Origin of the sequence: Carnimonas bestiolae (assembly GCF_051251145.1) — a bacterium.
In the GTDB taxonomy this organism is placed as follows: domain Bacteria; phylum Pseudomonadota; class Gammaproteobacteria; order Pseudomonadales; family Halomonadaceae; genus Carnimonas; species Carnimonas bestiolae.
In genome coordinates this window covers 412,038-428,254 of the sequence record NZ_JBPCZK010000001.1, presented here as the reverse complement: position 1 = coordinate 428,254, position 16,217 = coordinate 412,038, and the positions used below count along the sequence as shown (strand labels likewise).

16 protein-coding genes are annotated in these 16,217 nt (G+C 59.1%); 10 read left to right on the top strand and 6 right to left on the bottom strand.

Going from position 1 to position 16,217, the window contains the following annotated elements:
- Positions 1–27: 27 nt before the first annotated feature.
- Positions 28–270 (top strand): hypothetical protein, encoded by a 243-nt coding sequence (locus R84865_RS01985; RefSeq protein ID WP_435638698.1) that lies wholly within the window; start codon positions 28–30, stop codon positions 268–270.
- A 149-nt stretch (positions 271–419) separates the two neighbouring features.
- Here the strand turns inward: R84865_RS01985 and R84865_RS01980 are convergent, their stop codons facing one another.
- Positions 420–632: a cold-shock protein gene (locus R84865_RS01980; RefSeq protein ID WP_435632948.1), complete on the bottom strand. Its 213-nt coding sequence runs from the start codon at positions 630–632 to the stop codon at positions 420–422.
- Positions 633–950: 318 nt separating this feature from the next.
- On the opposite strand from R84865_RS01980, the gene R84865_RS01975 reads away from it, so the two are divergent.
- Positions 951–1,442: a GNAT family N-acetyltransferase gene (locus R84865_RS01975; RefSeq protein ID WP_435636915.1), complete on the top strand. Its 492-nt coding sequence runs from the start codon at positions 951–953 to the stop codon at positions 1,440–1,442.
- A 102-nt stretch (positions 1,443–1,544) separates the two neighbouring features.
- Complete coding sequence (locus R84865_RS01970) at positions 1,545–1,973, top strand: NINE protein (RefSeq protein ID WP_435632946.1); 429 nt, start codon at positions 1,545–1,547, stop codon at positions 1,971–1,973.
- Between the two features lie 155 nt (positions 1,974–2,128).
- Here R84865_RS01970 and R84865_RS01965 read toward each other — a convergent pair whose 3' ends face one another.
- A complete protein-coding gene (locus R84865_RS01965) occupies positions 2,129–4,129 on the bottom strand; it encodes a transglycosylase SLT domain-containing protein (protein WP_435638697.1) in 2,001 nt (666 codons plus the stop codon).
- Between the two features lie 142 nt (positions 4,130–4,271).
- On the opposite strand from R84865_RS01965, the gene R84865_RS01960 reads away from it, so the two are divergent.
- Together R84865_RS01960 and htpG are read left to right on the top strand one after the other, a co-directional pair.
- Positions 4,272–4,586, top strand: coding sequence for a YkvA family protein (locus R84865_RS01960; protein WP_435632944.1), 315 nt, complete (start codon positions 4,272–4,274; stop codon positions 4,584–4,586).
- A gap of 70 nt (positions 4,587–4,656) precedes the next feature.
- The gene (gene htpG / locus R84865_RS01955; protein ID WP_435638696.1) at positions 4,657–6,570 is read left to right on the top strand and encodes a molecular chaperone HtpG; all 1,914 of its coding nucleotides are present in this window, start codon (positions 4,657–4,659) and stop codon (positions 6,568–6,570) included.
- 217 nt (positions 6,571–6,787) lie between these two features.
- Here htpG and R84865_RS01950 read toward each other — a convergent pair whose 3' ends face one another.
- Together R84865_RS01950 and R84865_RS01945 are read right to left on the bottom strand one after the other, a co-directional pair.
- Complete coding sequence (locus R84865_RS01950; protein ID WP_435632942.1) at positions 6,788–8,263, bottom strand: ATP-binding protein; 1,476 nt, start codon at positions 8,261–8,263, stop codon at positions 6,788–6,790.
- Complete coding sequence (locus R84865_RS01945) at positions 8,263–8,931, bottom strand: response regulator (protein ID WP_435638695.1); 669 nt, start codon at positions 8,929–8,931, stop codon at positions 8,263–8,265. Before R84865_RS01945 ends, R84865_RS01950 begins: the two co-directional genes overlap by 1 nt.
- A gap of 323 nt (positions 8,932–9,254) precedes the next feature.
- Here R84865_RS01945 and R84865_RS01940 point away from each other — a divergent pair, with 323 nt between their 5' ends.
- The 3 genes from R84865_RS01940 to R84865_RS01930 are packed head-to-tail and all read left to right on the top strand — an operon-like array spanning position 9,255 to position 12,397.
- A complete protein-coding gene (locus tag R84865_RS01940) occupies positions 9,255–10,772 on the top strand; it encodes a protein adenylyltransferase SelO (RefSeq protein WP_435638694.1) in 1,518 nt (505 codons plus the stop codon).
- Between the two features lie 57 nt (positions 10,773–10,829).
- Complete coding sequence (locus R84865_RS01935) at positions 10,830–11,900, top strand: NAD(P)H-dependent glycerol-3-phosphate dehydrogenase (RefSeq protein ID WP_435632939.1); 1,071 nt, start codon at positions 10,830–10,832, stop codon at positions 11,898–11,900.
- Positions 11,901–11,914: 14 nt separating this feature from the next.
- Positions 11,915–12,397 carry a SixA phosphatase family protein gene (locus tag R84865_RS01930; protein WP_435638693.1) on the top strand — a complete coding sequence of 161 codons (483 nt, stop codon included), beginning with the start codon at positions 11,915–11,917 and terminating at the stop codon, positions 12,395–12,397.
- On the opposite strand, the gene R84865_RS01925 is transcribed toward R84865_RS01930, so the two are convergent.
- Positions 12,394–13,341 (bottom strand): AEC family transporter, encoded by a 948-nt coding sequence (locus R84865_RS01925; protein ID WP_435632937.1) that lies wholly within the window; start codon positions 13,339–13,341, stop codon positions 12,394–12,396. The genes R84865_RS01930 and R84865_RS01925 overlap by 4 nt on opposite strands.
- A 238-nt stretch (positions 13,342–13,579) precedes the next feature.
- On the opposite strand from R84865_RS01925, the gene R84865_RS01920 reads away from it, so the two are divergent.
- A complete protein-coding gene (locus R84865_RS01920) occupies positions 13,580–14,446 on the top strand; it encodes an alpha/beta hydrolase (protein WP_435638692.1) in 867 nt (288 codons plus the stop codon).
- 4 nt (positions 14,447–14,450) lie between these two features.
- On the opposite strand, the gene R84865_RS01915 is transcribed toward R84865_RS01920, so the two are convergent.
- Positions 14,451–15,071, bottom strand: coding sequence for a Smr/MutS family protein (locus R84865_RS01915; protein WP_435632935.1), 621 nt, complete (start codon positions 15,069–15,071; stop codon positions 14,451–14,453).
- A gap of 174 nt (positions 15,072–15,245) precedes the next feature.
- Between R84865_RS01915 and prmB the strand changes: the two genes are divergently transcribed.
- Entirely contained in the window at positions 15,246–16,217 is a 972-nt protein-coding gene (gene prmB, locus R84865_RS01910; RefSeq protein WP_435632934.1) for a 50S ribosomal protein L3 N(5)-glutamine methyltransferase, read from the top strand.

The following is a 16,217-nucleotide window of genomic DNA, read 5'->3' as shown; positions in this document are numbered from 1 at the left end:
CAGCGCTGTTGAATCAGCCAGAAAGTGATGAAGCCTTTGGTGCTGGCGCGGGTTTTCAAGATGGAAGGCACGCTGGGGGACGCCCGAGACCGTCTCAAAGAAGTCGAAATCGACGTTAAACATATCAAAACAAATATGGTGACGAAGGGCCAGGTAGCAGGCTGGGCGTTGGTGGGTTTGCTTTCACTGCTGGGTAGCGTGGTGGGAGGGCTGTGGTGGGTCATTCAGCAGTACCTGGCACCGATGCTACACGCGATGCCGCACCTTTAATGCTTATAGCGTCAAGCTAAGTAAACAACCGTTGCCATCAACAAAAACGCCGGACTTAGCAATCGCTGAGTCCGGCGTTTGTTTTTTATTGTGGCTTAAGGAATCTGGTATCTGGCTGAAGCTATGCAGGGAAATTGAGGGGGAACGCGCTATTTTTGTAAAGGGAGGCTAATATTGATCGCTTGCAGGCCCTTTTTTCCCTGCGTAGGGTCGTAACTGACCTTTTGTCCTTCTCGCAGCGATTTGAAGCCTTCTTTCTGGATGTCCGAGTAATGGGCGAACAGGTCTTCGCCGCCGTCGTCCGGGGCGATAAACCCGTAGCCTTTGCTGGTGTTAAACCATTTGACTGTTCCGGTTGCCATCAGTGATCTGTCCTTTGTGCTGGTAATGGGCATCGAGCGCTCATGGCTCAATCTCGTCGAGGTCTCCCAAGGGGCAATGGTTGGGGTGCATGACATGTTCGCCACCACCCGGTTGGGATCTCTCGTAGATTCCATTTCGGCCGTACGCAGCGTATCTTGACCTCACCGGATAATAGGGAAGGCGGCCCGTGTGGGGCGGTAGGCATGATCAAGCTACGGTATGCCGCCGACCAGAGCCGTGGCCGGCGTGGCATGGTGAATAAATAGCGATGCGCAGGTATCGCTCTCTCGTTCGGATAACAACAGCTAGGCAGGGTGATGCAACCAACGCATGTGGCCAAATTCGACGCCTCGTTACGTGGCCATTCTCTGCCGCCAGAGTGGCGTGGAGCCAATGGCGACGAGGATGCCGTATACGCGCGTCAGCTCGTGGAGCACACCATGACGCCTTACTGGGCGCGGCGGCAGATGCGCTTCAGCGGGGCGATGTTTGCTAGCTATTGGCGTGACTACGAAGCACTGATACTCGAGCATGCCGGGCGGCGCAGCGGTATCATCGCGTGGCAAACGGATGAGGTGTACGCCAATCTGCGTGAGTTGCATCTCGACGAGCAGGTGCGTGGCCAAGGGCGTGGGGCCGCTATACTCAATGCGTGGCTATCGTTCTCGCGCAGTGTGGGAGCCCGACGCGCACGTTTGCGAGTATTCGCCGAAAACCCGGCGCGTCACCTGTATCAGCGAGCCGGATTTGACGTCACCGGCAGCGATGCACGTGTTCAGGGGCTGTTAACCATGGAGCGGCGTCTGTAGCCCATCGAGGGAACCTGGGCATCGTGTTAATGGTCCATGGTTCAGGTGCTCTGCTGACCAAGTAAGCCAGCCAATTTTTTCAAACAGATAACAGGAATGACAATGGTGCAACGCGCAGCGCTTAACCCCACCCACAGCGTTTTGATGGGCTATCTGCTGTGGATTTTCGGGTTTACTGGATCCCACCGTTTCTACTACGGAAAGCCGGTTACCGGCACGCTGTGGTTTTTTACCTTCGGGTTGTTTCTGGTGGGGTGGATTATCGATATCTTCCTGATCCCACGCATGAACAAGCGCGCCGATATTCGCTTTAGACCCGGTCGTACCAATTACTCCGCTGCTTGGCTGTTGCTTACCTTCACTGGAGTATTCGGCCTGCACCGTATGTATATGGGGAAATGGATCAGCGGTATTATTTACCTGCTAACGGGCGGCGTATTTTTGCTTGGCGTGCTGTTCGATTACTGGACCCTCAACGACCAGATTTCGATGCAGAACGTGCGCAATCGCTATGGCAAGTCTGCAAGCTAGCACCGCCCAATGCTGCACAAGGCAGCATTAGCGCCACATTGAGCGAAAAGAAGAAGCCCGCCGATGCTGTAAACGCATCGGCGGGCTTCTTTTTATACGCCAGCAAGAAGGTAAGGGCGCAGCCGCGACTCAAGGCAGCGGCTGCGCAAGATGGCTTAGCGAGTAAGCATACCGGGCCCGTAAGTGCCGTTGCGCTCGGCAGGTGACAGCATGCTAACGCCGTCGCTGGAGCCTTTGGCGATGCTTTCGAACACCGCCCGGTAGTTCAGCACCGCAATCACATAGTTGCGTGTTTCGCGGAACGGAATGCTTTCGACAAACAGATCAAACGGCTGATTGCTGTCGGCCAGCCACCGATCCACGCGTCCCGGGCCTGCATTATAGGCAGCGGCGGCGGCGATTCGATTGCCGCCATAGCGCTCAAGCATAGAGGTGATGTAGCTGGCGCCAAAACGAATATTGGTGCTTGGATCCTCAAGGCTAGTAACGCCCGCATAGGGGATTCCATCGACGCGACTGACGTGGCGAGCAGTGCCCGGCATCAGCTGCATCAGACCGCGCGCACCGGCGGGCGACTGCGCGCCTGGATTGAAGGCGCTTTCGCGCCGCGCGATGCCCATCAGCAGGTAGGGGTCGGTGCCATTGGCTTTGCCCCAGCGCTGGAACTGACTCAGGTAGGCCGCGGGGAAACGCCATGCCAGCGAATCCAGTGCCTTGGCGGTAATCGACCCCTGCACGGCCAGACCATACCAGTGCTGCTTGATGGCATAAGCGGCCATTGCTTCACGCTTGGCGTGGTCGGCACGCTGCAGCGTGTAGACCCACTCGCTGTAGGCAAGCCCCGGCTCGTCGATACGGTAAAGCGCCGCGACGCGCTGCACCGCTGGCAGTGCTGCGATCTGGTTAATACGGGCAGGCGACACCGGATGAGAGTTGTCATTCATCGAATACGACGCATGAATGTGATCCGCGGCAGCAAAGCCCCAGAAATCACGTTCCTTGGCCGCAGCGCGGTAAGCGTTGGTGGCAGTGGCACGCTCACCGATCTGCTCTGCAGCACGCCCCAACCAATACTGCCAACGCGGATTACGGCGTACTTCAGCCGGCATCTGCGGCACCATCCGGTAAACACCGCGCCAATCTCGCTCGGCCAGCGCGGTGCGAATGCGCAGCTCGTAGAGCGTGTCGTCGTTCAACTGCGGCAGCGTTTGATCTACCCAGCTACGGTTGTCGCTCACCTCTTTAAGCATCGAGTTGAAGGCGATGTCGTGCTGGATGGTGAGGCGCTGCTCGTTATCGAGCGCTTGGCTGTTCGATAACTGGCGCCACGCGCTCAGCGCTACGCGCGGATTGCTGCGACTGAGCGAGTGGAAGGCGGCGGTAATCAAGCGGCCAGCGGCATGAGGGTCGGGCCCCAAGCGTGCAGGCACAGTGGTGACCGCCGCAGGATCGGCGTACACCCGGTCAAAGGTGGCCAGCGCGCTCTGCCAGCTCGGCTCGTCAATCAGCTTGCGTACATAGCTAACCAGGGCGCCGTTGCCACTTTGCCAGGCCAGCGTTAGGCGCGCCCAATCGTTGCTGGGGGTAATCTCGCCGCGGCTGCGCAGTGCCTCGAACAGTGGGTCGCAGGCGTTGGGCTGGGATTTTCCGACTTGCCACAGCTCGCGACCGCCGGCGGCGGCGCGCTGCGGGTCACGGGGCAACAGGGCACGATAGTAGTAACACTGGTTTTCGGTGGCATTGGGTACGCCATCGCTGATCGCCAATAAGGCGTCGTCGTTACCCGCCTTGCCGTAGGCACGCTGGGCGAAATTGCGTAGCCATTCAGACAGCGGTGAATCGCTGTTGGCGTTGATAAACCGTTTGATCGAAGCGGCCGGGGTGTCAGGAAGCTGATTGCGCAGTTGGTGATACTGGATATAACTGCCAAGTACGTGATTCGACACCGCCGAATTGGCATTCACCCAATTGCCCTGACGAGCGCTATTGAGCGCTTGCTCGATGGCAGCATCGCCGGTATCTGCGTGAGCCAGCTGTGGACTGCCGAGCGGGGCAAGCAGCGCGACTGAAATGGCGGCAGCCAGCAAGGTGCGGCGAGGCCTGCGCGCGGTGTTAACGAAGGCGGATGGGCTGACAACTGATGCGGATACTGTCACAGGTACTCCTTTTAGCGAGCCGACCATCTCGACTTGAATTTTTTAGCGACCGTCCACACTTTAAAGGCTTCATGTGTGATATGGACGTGTAGTTCTCGATGCAAGGTTCTGGGCCGGTGAGCGCCCGCGACGGAGACAGTCGATGAAACGTAAAAAATTCAATCTGTTTGGTCTTGTTACTGGACGTGGCAATGTTCTCTTGCGAATTGCTAAATCGCTGCGAACGCTTGTCCCGATGATGCACGACTATATTCGTGGTGACTACCGCCCTTTTCCCAAGAAAGCGGCGCTACTGCTAATAGTAGCGGTTGTCTATATCTTCTTCCCGTTTGATATCGTGCCCGATTTCATTCCGTTCTGGGGACAGCTCGACGATCTGTTCATTACCGGCTGGGTACTCGCGAAACTCGACGAAGAGCTCGATGGGTACCGGGCCTGGAAGCGCGCTCACAGCTAATAAGCGTGCGACGATTTCTCACCCGCCAGGGTGATTCCTAGACCTTCACTGTTATTCAGGAAAGAAAGCAATGACGCAACAAGAGTCCCAAGCCACTTCGGCGCACAAGGAAACGCTTGGATTCAAGACGGAAGTCAAACAGCTTCTGCATTTGATGATCCATTCGCTGTATTCGAACCGTGAAATCTTTCTGCGCGAGCTGATTTCAAACGCTGCTGACGCCTGCGACAAGCTGCGCTATCGGGCGCTGGAAGACGACGGTTTGTACGAAGGCGATAGCGAGCTGAAGGTACAGATCGAGTTCGACGATACGGCGAATACGGTGATTGTTCGCGACAACGGCATCGGCATGAGCCGTGACGACGTTATCAATAACCTCGGCACCATTGCCAAGTCGGGCACGGCGGAATTCCTGCAGCAGCTGTCGGGCGAGCAGCAGAAGGATGCCAACCTGATTGGGCAGTTCGGTGTGGGTTTCTACTCTGCCTTTATTGTTGCGGACAACGTGCGGGTGCGTACGCGCATGGCGGGTACCCCTGCCTCCGAGGGCATCGAGTGGGTGTCGCAGGGCGAGGGCGATTTCACTATCGAGCCCATCGAGCTTGAGCGTCACGGCACCGAGATCACCCTGTCGCTGCGCCAGGATGCCGAGGAATTTGCCAACGAGCATCGCCTGCGTTCGCTGATTCGCACCTACTCGGATCATATAGATCTGCCGGTACAGATGAAGAAGGTCGAAGAAGCCGAAGACGAGCAGGGCGAGAAGACCACCACCGAAACGTGGGAAACCGTTAACCAGGCGCAAGCGCTGTGGACCCGCTCCAAGAGCGAGGTTTCTGACGACGAGTACAACGAGTTCTACAAGCACATCGCTAGCGACTTCTCCGATCCGCTGATCTGGAGCCACAACAAGGTGGAAGGCAAGCTGGAATACACCAGCCTGCTGTACGTGCCCGGTCGTGCACCGTTCGATCTGTACCAGCGCGAAGGCGTGCGTGGCCTCAAGCTGTATGTGCAGCGTGTGTTTATCATGGACGACGCCGAACAGTTCTTGCCGCTCTACCTGCGCTTCATTAAAGGGGTTGTCGACACCAATGCGCTGTCGCTCAACGTATCGCGTGAGCTGCTGCAGAAGGATCCGCAGGTCGATAAGCTTAAGAGTGCGCTGACCAAGCGCGTGCTCGATATGCTCAAGAAGCTGGCGAAGGACAGCGACAAGTATCAGACGTTCTGGAACGAGTTCGGCTCGGTACTCAAGGAAGGTCCGGCGGAAGATGCCAGCAACCGCGAGAAAATTGCGGCGCTGCTGCGCTTCTCTTCAACGCATACCGATAGCGCCGTGCAAAACGTGGCGCTGTCTGACTACGTTGAGCGCATGAAGGAAGGCCAGGACAAGATTTACTACCTGGTGTCCGAAAGCTTTAACGCGGCGCGCAACAGCCCGCATCTCGAAATCTTCCGCAAGAAAGGCATCGAGGTGCTACTGCTGAGCGACCGCATCGACGAGTGGCTGACAACGCACCTCAACGAGTTCGACGGTAAATCGCTGGTCGATGTCGCCAAGGGCGATCTTGATCTTGGCGCGGTGGAAGACGAAGAAGAGAAAAAAGCGCAGGAAGAGAGCGCCAAGGCTAGAGAAGGGCTGGTCGGTCGTCTTAAGGAAGGTTTGGGCGAGCGGGTCAGTGATGTGCGCGTTACCCATCGCCTGACGGATTCTCCCGCCTGCGTGGTGCTCGACGCCAATGACATGGGCCAACAGCTGCGCAAGCTGATGGAAGCGGCAGGGCAGGCAGTGCCTGAAAGCAAGCCGATTCTCGAGATCAACCCCGAGCATCCGCTGATCAATCGCCTCGACTCGCTGCAAGACGACGAGTTCGAGGGCTTCGCTAGCGTACTGCTCGATCAAGCAATTATCGCTGAAGGCGGGCATCTGGATGATCCGGCTGCGTACGTCAAAAAGCTGAACGCCTTGCTGATGCGCTAAGCGTTCCGCACTCGTTCGGCTGTTGTAGCAACGCCCCCGCGGGTAACCCGGCGGGGGCGTTGTTTTATTTGAAAGAAGAGTGACGCAATAGTCTTTTGCCAACCGCCAACCGCCAACCGCCAACCGCCAACCGCCAACCGCCAACCGCCAACCGCCAACCGCCAACCGTGTAGAGCCGCCTAAAACCTGACCGCTTGCGTGGGTAAGTGCGCTGCCGCTATTGCGGTTTAGTGGTTAGCCAGGTAACGCGTGCTTCGAGGCCGCCCTCGGGACGATTTTTGAGGCTGAGTTCAGCGTGCTGGCGTTTCAGCAGTGCTTCAACAATTGACAGGCCCAGGCCGCTGCCCGAGTCGCGTGGCGAGGCACCGCGCCGGAAGCGCTCCGTCACCTTGTCGATCAGCTGTGGATCGATGCCTTCACCGTTGTCCAATACCGCCACCGTAGGACGCTGCTGGTCGTCGTAGGCAAGATGCACTTCCACCGTGCTGCCGGAGCAGGTGTAGCGAAGCGCATTGTCGATCAGGTTTCTCAACAGTACGCCCACTTCGGTAGGATCAGCGTAGATATCGAGCCGATCAAGCCCGGTAACGCTCAATTCGTGCTGATGACGCTCGGCCAGTGGCAGCATTTCACCCGCCATTTGTGCCGCCACCGTGTAGAGGTTGATGCGCGTCAGCTGTTGCACGGGCTGGCTATCAACACGTGCCAGCGTTAGCAACTGGGCGATCACGCGCTGCAAGCGATCGATCCCCTGATTGACCTTCTCCAACGAATGGCTCGCGCTTTCACGATCTCCCGAGCGAATATTGTCGAGATGAATCTTGAGCGCCGCGAGCGGCGTGCGCAGCTCGTGCGCTGCGTCACCGGTAAAACGGCGCTCGCGCTGCAGTGCATTGTCGAGACGCGCCATGAAGTCGTTGATCGAGCTCTTCAACTCATGCAGCTCTTCCGGAATCTCACCGTTAACCGGCGTCAGGTCCTGATCATCACGGCGTGACAGCTGCGTCGATAGCTCATCGATGGGCTGCATGGCGCGTTGGATAATGCCGAATACGAAAAGCCCCGCGATAATCACCGCAATGGCGTCAAGCAGCCAGTTAATCAGCACCGTATTGCGCGACAGCGCTTCTTGAACGCTGCCTCTGATACCCACCGCAATCCACAGTTGACTGTCGTGGTCATAATGGCTGTAGACGCGCCAGCTCTTGTTATTGTGGGTAAGGTCAGTGAAGCCCTCGCGGCGCGGCTTCTCGAAGGCTGGGCTGCCTTCCCATACCGGACTGAAAATGCCGATCTTGCCGTCGTTGCTCCAGAAGCCCACCGCGAGCGCGGATTCACGATAGCGTGCGGCGGGCGAGAGCGGCATGTTGTGCTTATGGCGTGGCAGCAGTTCCTCTTCGATATACTGCGCCAGTGACGCACTGCTGCTATTGAGCGGCATGAGCTGGTGCGCCACCTTGCCAAGCTGCTGACGCGACGTGCCTGAATCCACCACACCAGTAACCACGGCGCTTACCATGCGCAGTTCGTCATCGTGAACCTGCTTCACCTCCGCGCGAAACAGCACATAGGCAACCAGTAGCGATACCGCCGAGGTCGCCAGCAGAATCAGCAGCACGGTGCGCGTCAGATAGCGTCGGATCGAGCGTATCGTTGGCACCGTGGTGGTGCTGTTCGACTGGCGCCTAGGCACTAGCCAAGGTCCTCTTTATCCTCGAGACGGTAACCAATGCCGCGCAGGGTTACGATCAGCTCTGGCGACAGCTTTTTACGCAGGTGGTGGATATGCACTTCGAGGGCGTTGGATTCGACTTCTTCGTCGCAGCCATACAGCAGATTTTCGAGGTGCGGGCGGGTGAGTACGTCGCCTGCGTGGTTGGCAAGCTCCAACAGCAAGGCGTATTCGCGGCGTCCCAATTTAACCAGCTCGTTGTCCCAGCGCACTTCGTGACGCGATTCGTCGATGGTCAGTTTGTTGATGGCGAGCACTTGTGAGGCCCGGCCGATCGAACGTCGAATCACCATGCGTAGGCGGGCCAGCATTTCATCGAGCTCAAACGGCTTGAGAATGTAGTCATCAGCGCCAGCATCGAGCCCTGCCACGCGATCGTTCACCGCGTCTCGGGCGGTCAGAATGACCACCGGCATCGACTCATTCTCACGAATGTGTGCCAACACCGTCATGCCATCGATGCCAGGCAGCGTTAAATCAAGCAGCACCGCCGAAAACGCATTGCCGTCGAGCGCTTGCAGGGCACTTTCGCCATCTTGTACCCAATCAACCTGGTAGCCGTTGTTTTTCAGCGCTGTTTCAACGCCGTCGCCCAGCAGCGGATCATCTTCTACCAGTAGTATTCTCATGGCGTATGGGCCCTCATTGGTGAAATCAATTAAACAGCGTGCGAGCAGGGCAGTGGCGATGCTGTCGACGATCGCTCTGCAAGGTGGCTGGTAATGGTGAGACGCTTTGCCTAGAAAGCGCTGCTCACGCTACTCCTATATAGGAGCCAAATGCCTTGCTTGCCTCTCCCTCGGTCACGTCTTAAGGTGACCGCTGCGCGTGATGCACGGTATATCTAAGCTATTGTTAAGCTTAAAGTTAGTAGCGAAGCTTAATACTATCGATTATCAACGTTTACTTCTGCGCTGAAAAGGTAGTTGTGCTCGATTATGGAGAGAATGGCATGGCCGCGACGCCTGATAGCCCCCAAACGCCCACCGAGCCCGCCTCGACCAATCGCTTCGACAACCGCTTCGCACGGCTGCCGCAGCACTTCTTCAGCCTGCTCGAACCCACCGCGCAGCCCGGTACCCAATTATTGGATGTTAGCCCCGAGTGCCGACGCCTTCTAACTATGTCAGAGCAAGAAATCAGCGACGCTCAACTGCGCGCGCTGTTGGGCGGCGAGACGCTATGGCCTGGCATGCAGCCGTTGGCGCAAAAGTACACTGGCCATCAGTTTGGCATCTATAACCCCGAGCTGGGCGATGGACGTGGCCTGCTGCTGGGCGAATGGCGCGCTGATAGCGGAGCCTCGTTCGACTTGCACCTGAAAGGCGCCGGGCGCACGCCGTACTCACGGCACGGCGATGGCAACGCGGTACTGCGCTCGAGCGTACGCGAGTATCTGGTCAGTGAAGCCTTCGCCGGACTAGGGCTGCCTTCAACTCGGGCGCTTGCGGTAGCGGTCAATCAGCAGCAAGTACCGCGCGAACGCTGGGAGCCGGGAGCAACGCTGCTGAGAGTGGCCCCCAGCCACGTGCGTTTCGGGCACTTCGAATGGCTAGCGCTTTCTGAACACGATAGCGACGTGGCGCTGCTGGTCGATCATGTGCTCTCGCAGCACTGGCCCGATCTGCTGGAAGCGCCGTCGCCCACGCTGGCAATGTTCGAGCGCTGTGCCGAACGCACCGCCGAGATGATTGCTGGCTGGCAGGCGATGGGGTTTGTGCATGGGGTGATGAATACCGATAACATGTCGATTTTAGGCATTGCCTTGGACTTCGGCCCGTTTGCCTTCCAGGAGCAGTTTGATCCTGCCTTCACGCCCAATCTCACCGATGCCGAAGGGCGCTATGCCTACTCAGAGCAGCCATCGATAGGGATGTGGAATCTGTCGCGGCTGGCGTTTGCGCTGCTGCAGCAGATTGCGCAGGAACTGGGCAGCGAAGATGCAGCGCAGGCGGCTGTGCAGCAAGTCCTGGAAAACTACGGCGAGCGCATTAATCACGCCTTCGGTGAGCGGATGCGCGCGCGCCTTGGACTGATCGAGGAGCTGCCCGAAGACACGCAATTACTGGGCGATTTTCTTTCACTACTGTACCACCAGCGGCTGGATTATCACTGCGCCTTTCGCTCGCTCGCGCAGCTGAGTGATCCGTCCGACGAAAAATTGCCGCTCGCACTGGGGCAAAGCGCAGCCGCGCTGGCATGGGCTGAGCGCTATCGGGCGCGGCTGGCACACGAGCCGCGCTCGGCCCAACAGCGGCAGCAGGCGATGAATCAGGTCAACCCCCTTTATGTGCTGCGCACGCATCTGGCTCAGCGCGCCATCGAAGCGATTGAGCAGCACAACGACGCCAGCGAGCTAAAACGCCTGCGTGAGCTATTGGCTGACCCTTATAACGCGCGCGCCGGAATGGACGAATATGCCATGCCCGCCCGCAACAGCGCGCCGGTTCGGTTATCCTGCTCTTCGTAAGCGCATAGGCGCGGCGGATTCCCCGGGTGATGACGCAGTTTGCTTAGGAGTAACGGAATGCAAGAGACACCGGCCAAGGTGGCGGTTATCGGAGGCGGTAGTTTCGGCACGGCGCTTGCCAGCATAGCCGCTAGCGGTGGTGCTCAGGTACGCCAGTGGCTGCGCGACGCGGCGCTGGCTGAGCGCATAAATCGCAACCACGTAAACGATCTTTACCTGCCTGACTTCGCGATTCATTCACAGGTTGCGGCGTCTACTGACATGGCATGGGTGCTGGAAGAGGCCACGCTGGTGCTGGTGGCGATTCCCTCCAAGGCGTTCCGCGAGGTGGTGCGTCAGGCGGCGCCTTTCATTCCCGACGAAGCGGTGCTGATCAGTACTACCAAGGGCATCGAAGCGGGCCATCTGTGCCTGATGAGCGATGTGCTAATGGAGGAGACCTCCAGCGCTCATGTGGGGGTGCTGTCTGGCCCTAACCTGGCCGCCGAAGTCGCGCAATATCAACTCACCGCCAGTGTGATTGCCAGCGAAGATGAGCACGCCCGCGCGCTTACCCAGCACGTGTTGAGCTGCGACCATTTCCGCGTTTATGCCAACAGCGATCGCCATGGCGTAGAGCTGGCCGGCACCCTCAAGAATATCTACGCCATCGCGGCCGGTATGGCGCAGGCGATGGGGCTGGGGGAAAACACCAAGGCGATGTTAATGACCCGCGCGCTGGCCGAGATGAGCCGCTTTGCGGTCGATCGAGGAGCCAATCCGTTGACCTTCCTGGGGCTGGCGGGGGTGGGTGATCTGATCGTTACCTGCTCATCGCCGCTGTCGCGCAATTTCCGGGTTGGGCGAGCGCTGGGCGAAGGGCTGTCGCTCGAGCAGGCGGTGGCATCACTGGGGCAGGTGGCGGAAGGTGTTAACACAGTGCGCCTGATATACGCCGAAGCACAGCAGCGCGGTGTCTATATGCCGTTGCTCGAAGGCTTGTATCGGGTGATGTTTGAGCAAGTGCCCGCCGCGCAAATGGCGCAGTCATTGATGCGCAATGATCACGCCAGTGATGTTGAATTTACCCTTTCGCGTGAAGACACGCGTCAGGCTCACCAGCACCTGCACGATAGCACCGACTCGTGATGCGGCTATGGATTATGCGTCATGGCGAAGCGGCCAGCGGCGTTATCGACGCTGAGCGACCGCTGACCGCGGCAGGTGAGGAGCAGGTGCGCGACAGCGCTCGCTGGCTGTGCGATCAGCGCCAGCCGGGAGAGCCGCTGACAATCATTCACAGCCCCTTCAGGCGCGCCAGACAGTCTGCCATTCAAGTGCTAAAAACGCTGACGCAGTGTGACGGTGGCGATGCGCCGCCGCAGCTTCGGGAGAATGAGCAGCTTACCCCTGAGCACAGTGTCGATGCGTTAATCGACTGGCTGACCTTGCAGCAGTGGCATGGTGACTGGCTGCTGGTCAGCCATATGCCGCTGGTGGCGTCACTGAGCGGAGCGCTGGTAGAAGGGCGCGGCCACCTTGGCAGCCCGTTTACTACCGCGCAGCTGGTGGGGCTCGATGCCGACGTATGGGCCAGCGGTTGCGCCAGTCAGGTAGCCTTGTTTACGCCTACCCGCCATCGCTAGCCGGGTAGCAGTGTCAGAATAGAGAGCCCGATGCTCACCGTTAGCATGGCACCAAGGGTAGTGAAGGCAATAATGCTGGCCGCCAGTTCGCCGTTGCCGCCCATTGCTTTCGCCATCACGAACCCTGCGGTGGCAGAAGGCGCGGCGAAATAGAGAAACAGCATGCCCAGCTCAGCATGACGAAAGCCGTATAGCCAGCCGCCGAAGGTAAGCAGCAGCGGCAGAATGACAATCTTCAGCAGCGTGGCTTCAATGGTTTCTCTACCGCTGTTACGCAGTTCGGCCAGCGACAGCGAACCCCCGATGCACAGCAGCGCCAAGGGCAGCGTCAGGTCGCCCAGCGTGTTGCCGGCACTGGCGATCCAGCGCGGCATGCCAATGCCCGCCAAGCGCCATAGCAGTGCGGCCAGTACCCCGATAATCAGCGGATTTCTCAGCACCTTGCCGGCAATGCGCAGCACATTGAGGCGCTGGCCGCTGTATATGGACAACACCACCACAGACAGCCCGTTATACAGGGGAATCAGCACCGCGATTAAAAGCGCACCAAGACTCACCCCATAATGGCCATACATGCCGGTGGCGAAGGCCAGTCCTAACACGGCACCGTTGCCGCGGAAGGCTCCCTGAATGAAGGTGGCGCGATTCGCCGCGGTGGCGCGCCAACAGCCCCACAGCCACACCAGCGCCAGGGATGCCAAGGTTCCTACCGCGAAGTAAATCAACAGCGCTGGATTGACAGCATCTGGGTGGATTGCCAGCACGTCGAAGAAGATCATCACCGGCATGCTAAGGGTGAATACCAGCCTCGAGGCGGTGGCAATAAAGGCGGCATCAATCAAGGCGCGCCAGCGCAGCACCGCGCCCAGCGCAATCAGCAGGCATACCGGCAGCGTGACATCAAGCGCTTGCCCCATGCTTGCCCACAGTGACGGTGAATTCATCGTACCCATCGGGGGCGTTAGCGCATGACGAACGCAGCAATCAGTGCAATCACCACCACTAGTATGAAGATTGGGGCTCGGGTTCTACGGCCAACAGAGCGGGAGGAAGGGGCGTCGTCTTGACGTTGATCGGCCATGGCAGGTATCCGTTTTGGGTAAGCGCTCGCCGACGCGAACGGCTAAAATGGGGCCTTTCATCATAGATAACTGCGCAGCAAGGGAAAAGGAGATCACCGTTATGGATTCGTCTAAGCCAGCGCAAGGCGCACCGCAGCAGTTGGTGCAGGGCCGGCTGGCGGCACTGCGCTGGGGGCGGCGCGACGCGCCGGTGTGGGTGTGTTTGCACGGCTGGCTGGATAACGCGGCAACGTTTTCGCGACTGGCACCGCTTTTGTGCGAGCAGCTTGACGTGCAGCTGGTGGCGGTAGAATTGAGCGGCCACGGTCATTCGCGCTGGCGCGAAGCGGGGCGCTATCTGCTGTGGGATTACCTGGAAGACGTGGTGGCCGCGCTTGATGATCTTGGGCTTGAGCGCGCGGTTATCCTGGGCCATTCGCTGGGAGCCATTGTTGCCACGCTGCTCTCTGCTACGCTGCCCGAACGTGTCGAACGGCTGTTGCTGATCGATGGCTTAGTCAGCCAGACCACGCCCTCCGATCATGTGGTTACCCAACTGCGCGAGGCGCTGCTGACTAAACGACGCGACGCCTCGTCACGGCGGCCTTATCGCTCCTTCGAGCAGGCCGTCGATGCGCGGGTGTTGGGTGCGGTAACGCCAGTCGATGCCGATACCATCGCGCCGGTGGTGGCACGCAACCTGCGTGAAGAAGCGGCAGGATTGGTGTTGCGTAGCGACGTTGCGCTGCATCGTCCGTCGCCGCTGCGCTTCACTCACGAGCAGAACCTGGCGGTGCTGCGCGCGCTGCGCTGTCCGGTGAGCGTGCTGGCGGCGCGTCACGGAATTCTTGGCGAACAGGCCCGAGAGGCAGCGTCTGTTGTGCCATCGCTCAACTGGATAGCGCTGGGAGGCGGTCACCATCTGCATCTGGAAAAAGCACAGGTAGCGGCAGTGGCCGCCGCGATTATCGGTGAGGTATCAGAGTAAGCGATTAACGTGCTTTCTTGAGCAAGACGTACACAGCGCCGGTGCCGCCGTCGCTGGAAGTTGCCGAGCTGAACGCCAGCACCTGCGGCCACTCGCGCAGCCACGCATTCACATGGCTTTTGATAATCGGATAGCCCGCCTGCGCCGACCATGCTTTACCGTGCACAATCAGCACGCAGCGCAGCCGCTTGGCGTCGGCATCGTGCAGGAATTCCTCTACTTGGTGGCGCGCTTCTTCCAGCGTATAGCCGTGCAGATCAAGGCCCGCCTGCCACTCGATCTCGCCGCGTTTCAGTCGCCCAATCAAGCGCTGATCGATATCGCCAAGGGCGAACAGCAGCGACTGCGATGGCGATACCGGTTCGACACGGCCGTCGCTGGTGCGTGACCGGGCGTGCAACTGCTGCTCGTTGATCTCTGCGGCGCGGCGGCGTGCGGTGGCGGCGCTGTTGTCGAGCGAGGCAGTGTTGCGCTTCAGCTCGGCTCGATTACGGTGACGTTTACTGATGCGCTCAACGCCAGCGTCATGCAGCGCCTGACGAAACAGCGATACCTCATCATCGTCGCGATCATTGTCGTTGTGCGTGGCATGTGAGTGGGGCGGGGCCGAATCATCCTTCGCCATCGTCGATCTCCTTGTGCAGCACGCCCAGTATAACGGGTTGATAGACGACGAAAAGGTGAAGGCATCACTCTATAGCGGGATAGGGCCAGCCCCGCTGGCCTTGCGATCACGGCTGTTGTCGAGCACGGCGGCAGGGTACAATTTGCGCATTATCTATTTTTTACGTTGAATGTTATGTCGTCTAGCAGCGCTACCGTCTATCCGCTACTTCCTCCTCTCGACCCGCTCGCCGCGCCCGATAGTGAGCTGATCGCCACGCTAACGCGGCTGCGCGATATGTTGCGCTGGTGCGCCAGCGCACTTGAGCACGGCTGCAACGGACGGCCTCTCTATTTTGGCCACGGCACCGACAGCGCCTGGGACGAGGCAGTGGCGCTGGTGCTGGGCGCGCTGCATTTGCCCGCCAGCAGCGGCTCTGAGGTGCTCGACAGCCAACTGCTTGAAAGCGAGCGCGCGCGCATTGTCGCGCTAACCCGCACGCGGATTGAGCAGCGTGTGCCGCTGCCTTATCTGTTAGGGGAAGCCTGGTTTGCAGGGCTGTTGTTCAAGGTCGATGAGCGAGTGCTGATTCCGCGTTCGCCGATAGCTGAATTAATCGAAAGCGGCTTCGAACACTGGTTCCCCGAGCGAGATCCCGCCACGGTGCTGGATTTATGCAGCGGATCGGGCTGTATCGGAATCGCCACGGCGTTGGCGCTGCCTACAGCGTCGGTAATGCTCGCGGATATCAGCGAAGATGCACTGGCCGTGGCGCGTGAGAACATCACCCGTTTCGACGTAGGCAACCGCGTCAAGGCGGTGCGCTCCGATATCTTTGATGGCCTGGAAGGACAGCGCTTCGAGCTGATTGTCTGCAACCCGCCCTATGTCGATCGTCGCGATCTTGCCAACATGCCGGCCGAGTTTCGTCATGAGCCAGCGCTGGCGTTGGGCTCCGGCGACGATGGCCTCGACTTTACCCGCCAGCTTTTGGAGCAGGCCGCACAGCACCTCAGTGAGGATGGCGTGCTGATCGTTGAAGTGGGCAACTCTGAGCGCCAACTGATCGACGCCTTCCCCGAGCTGCCCTTTATGTGGCTCGACTTCGAACACGGTGGTCACGGGGTGTTTGCCCTGTCGGCCGAGGATTTGCGCAGCGCTTTCTAA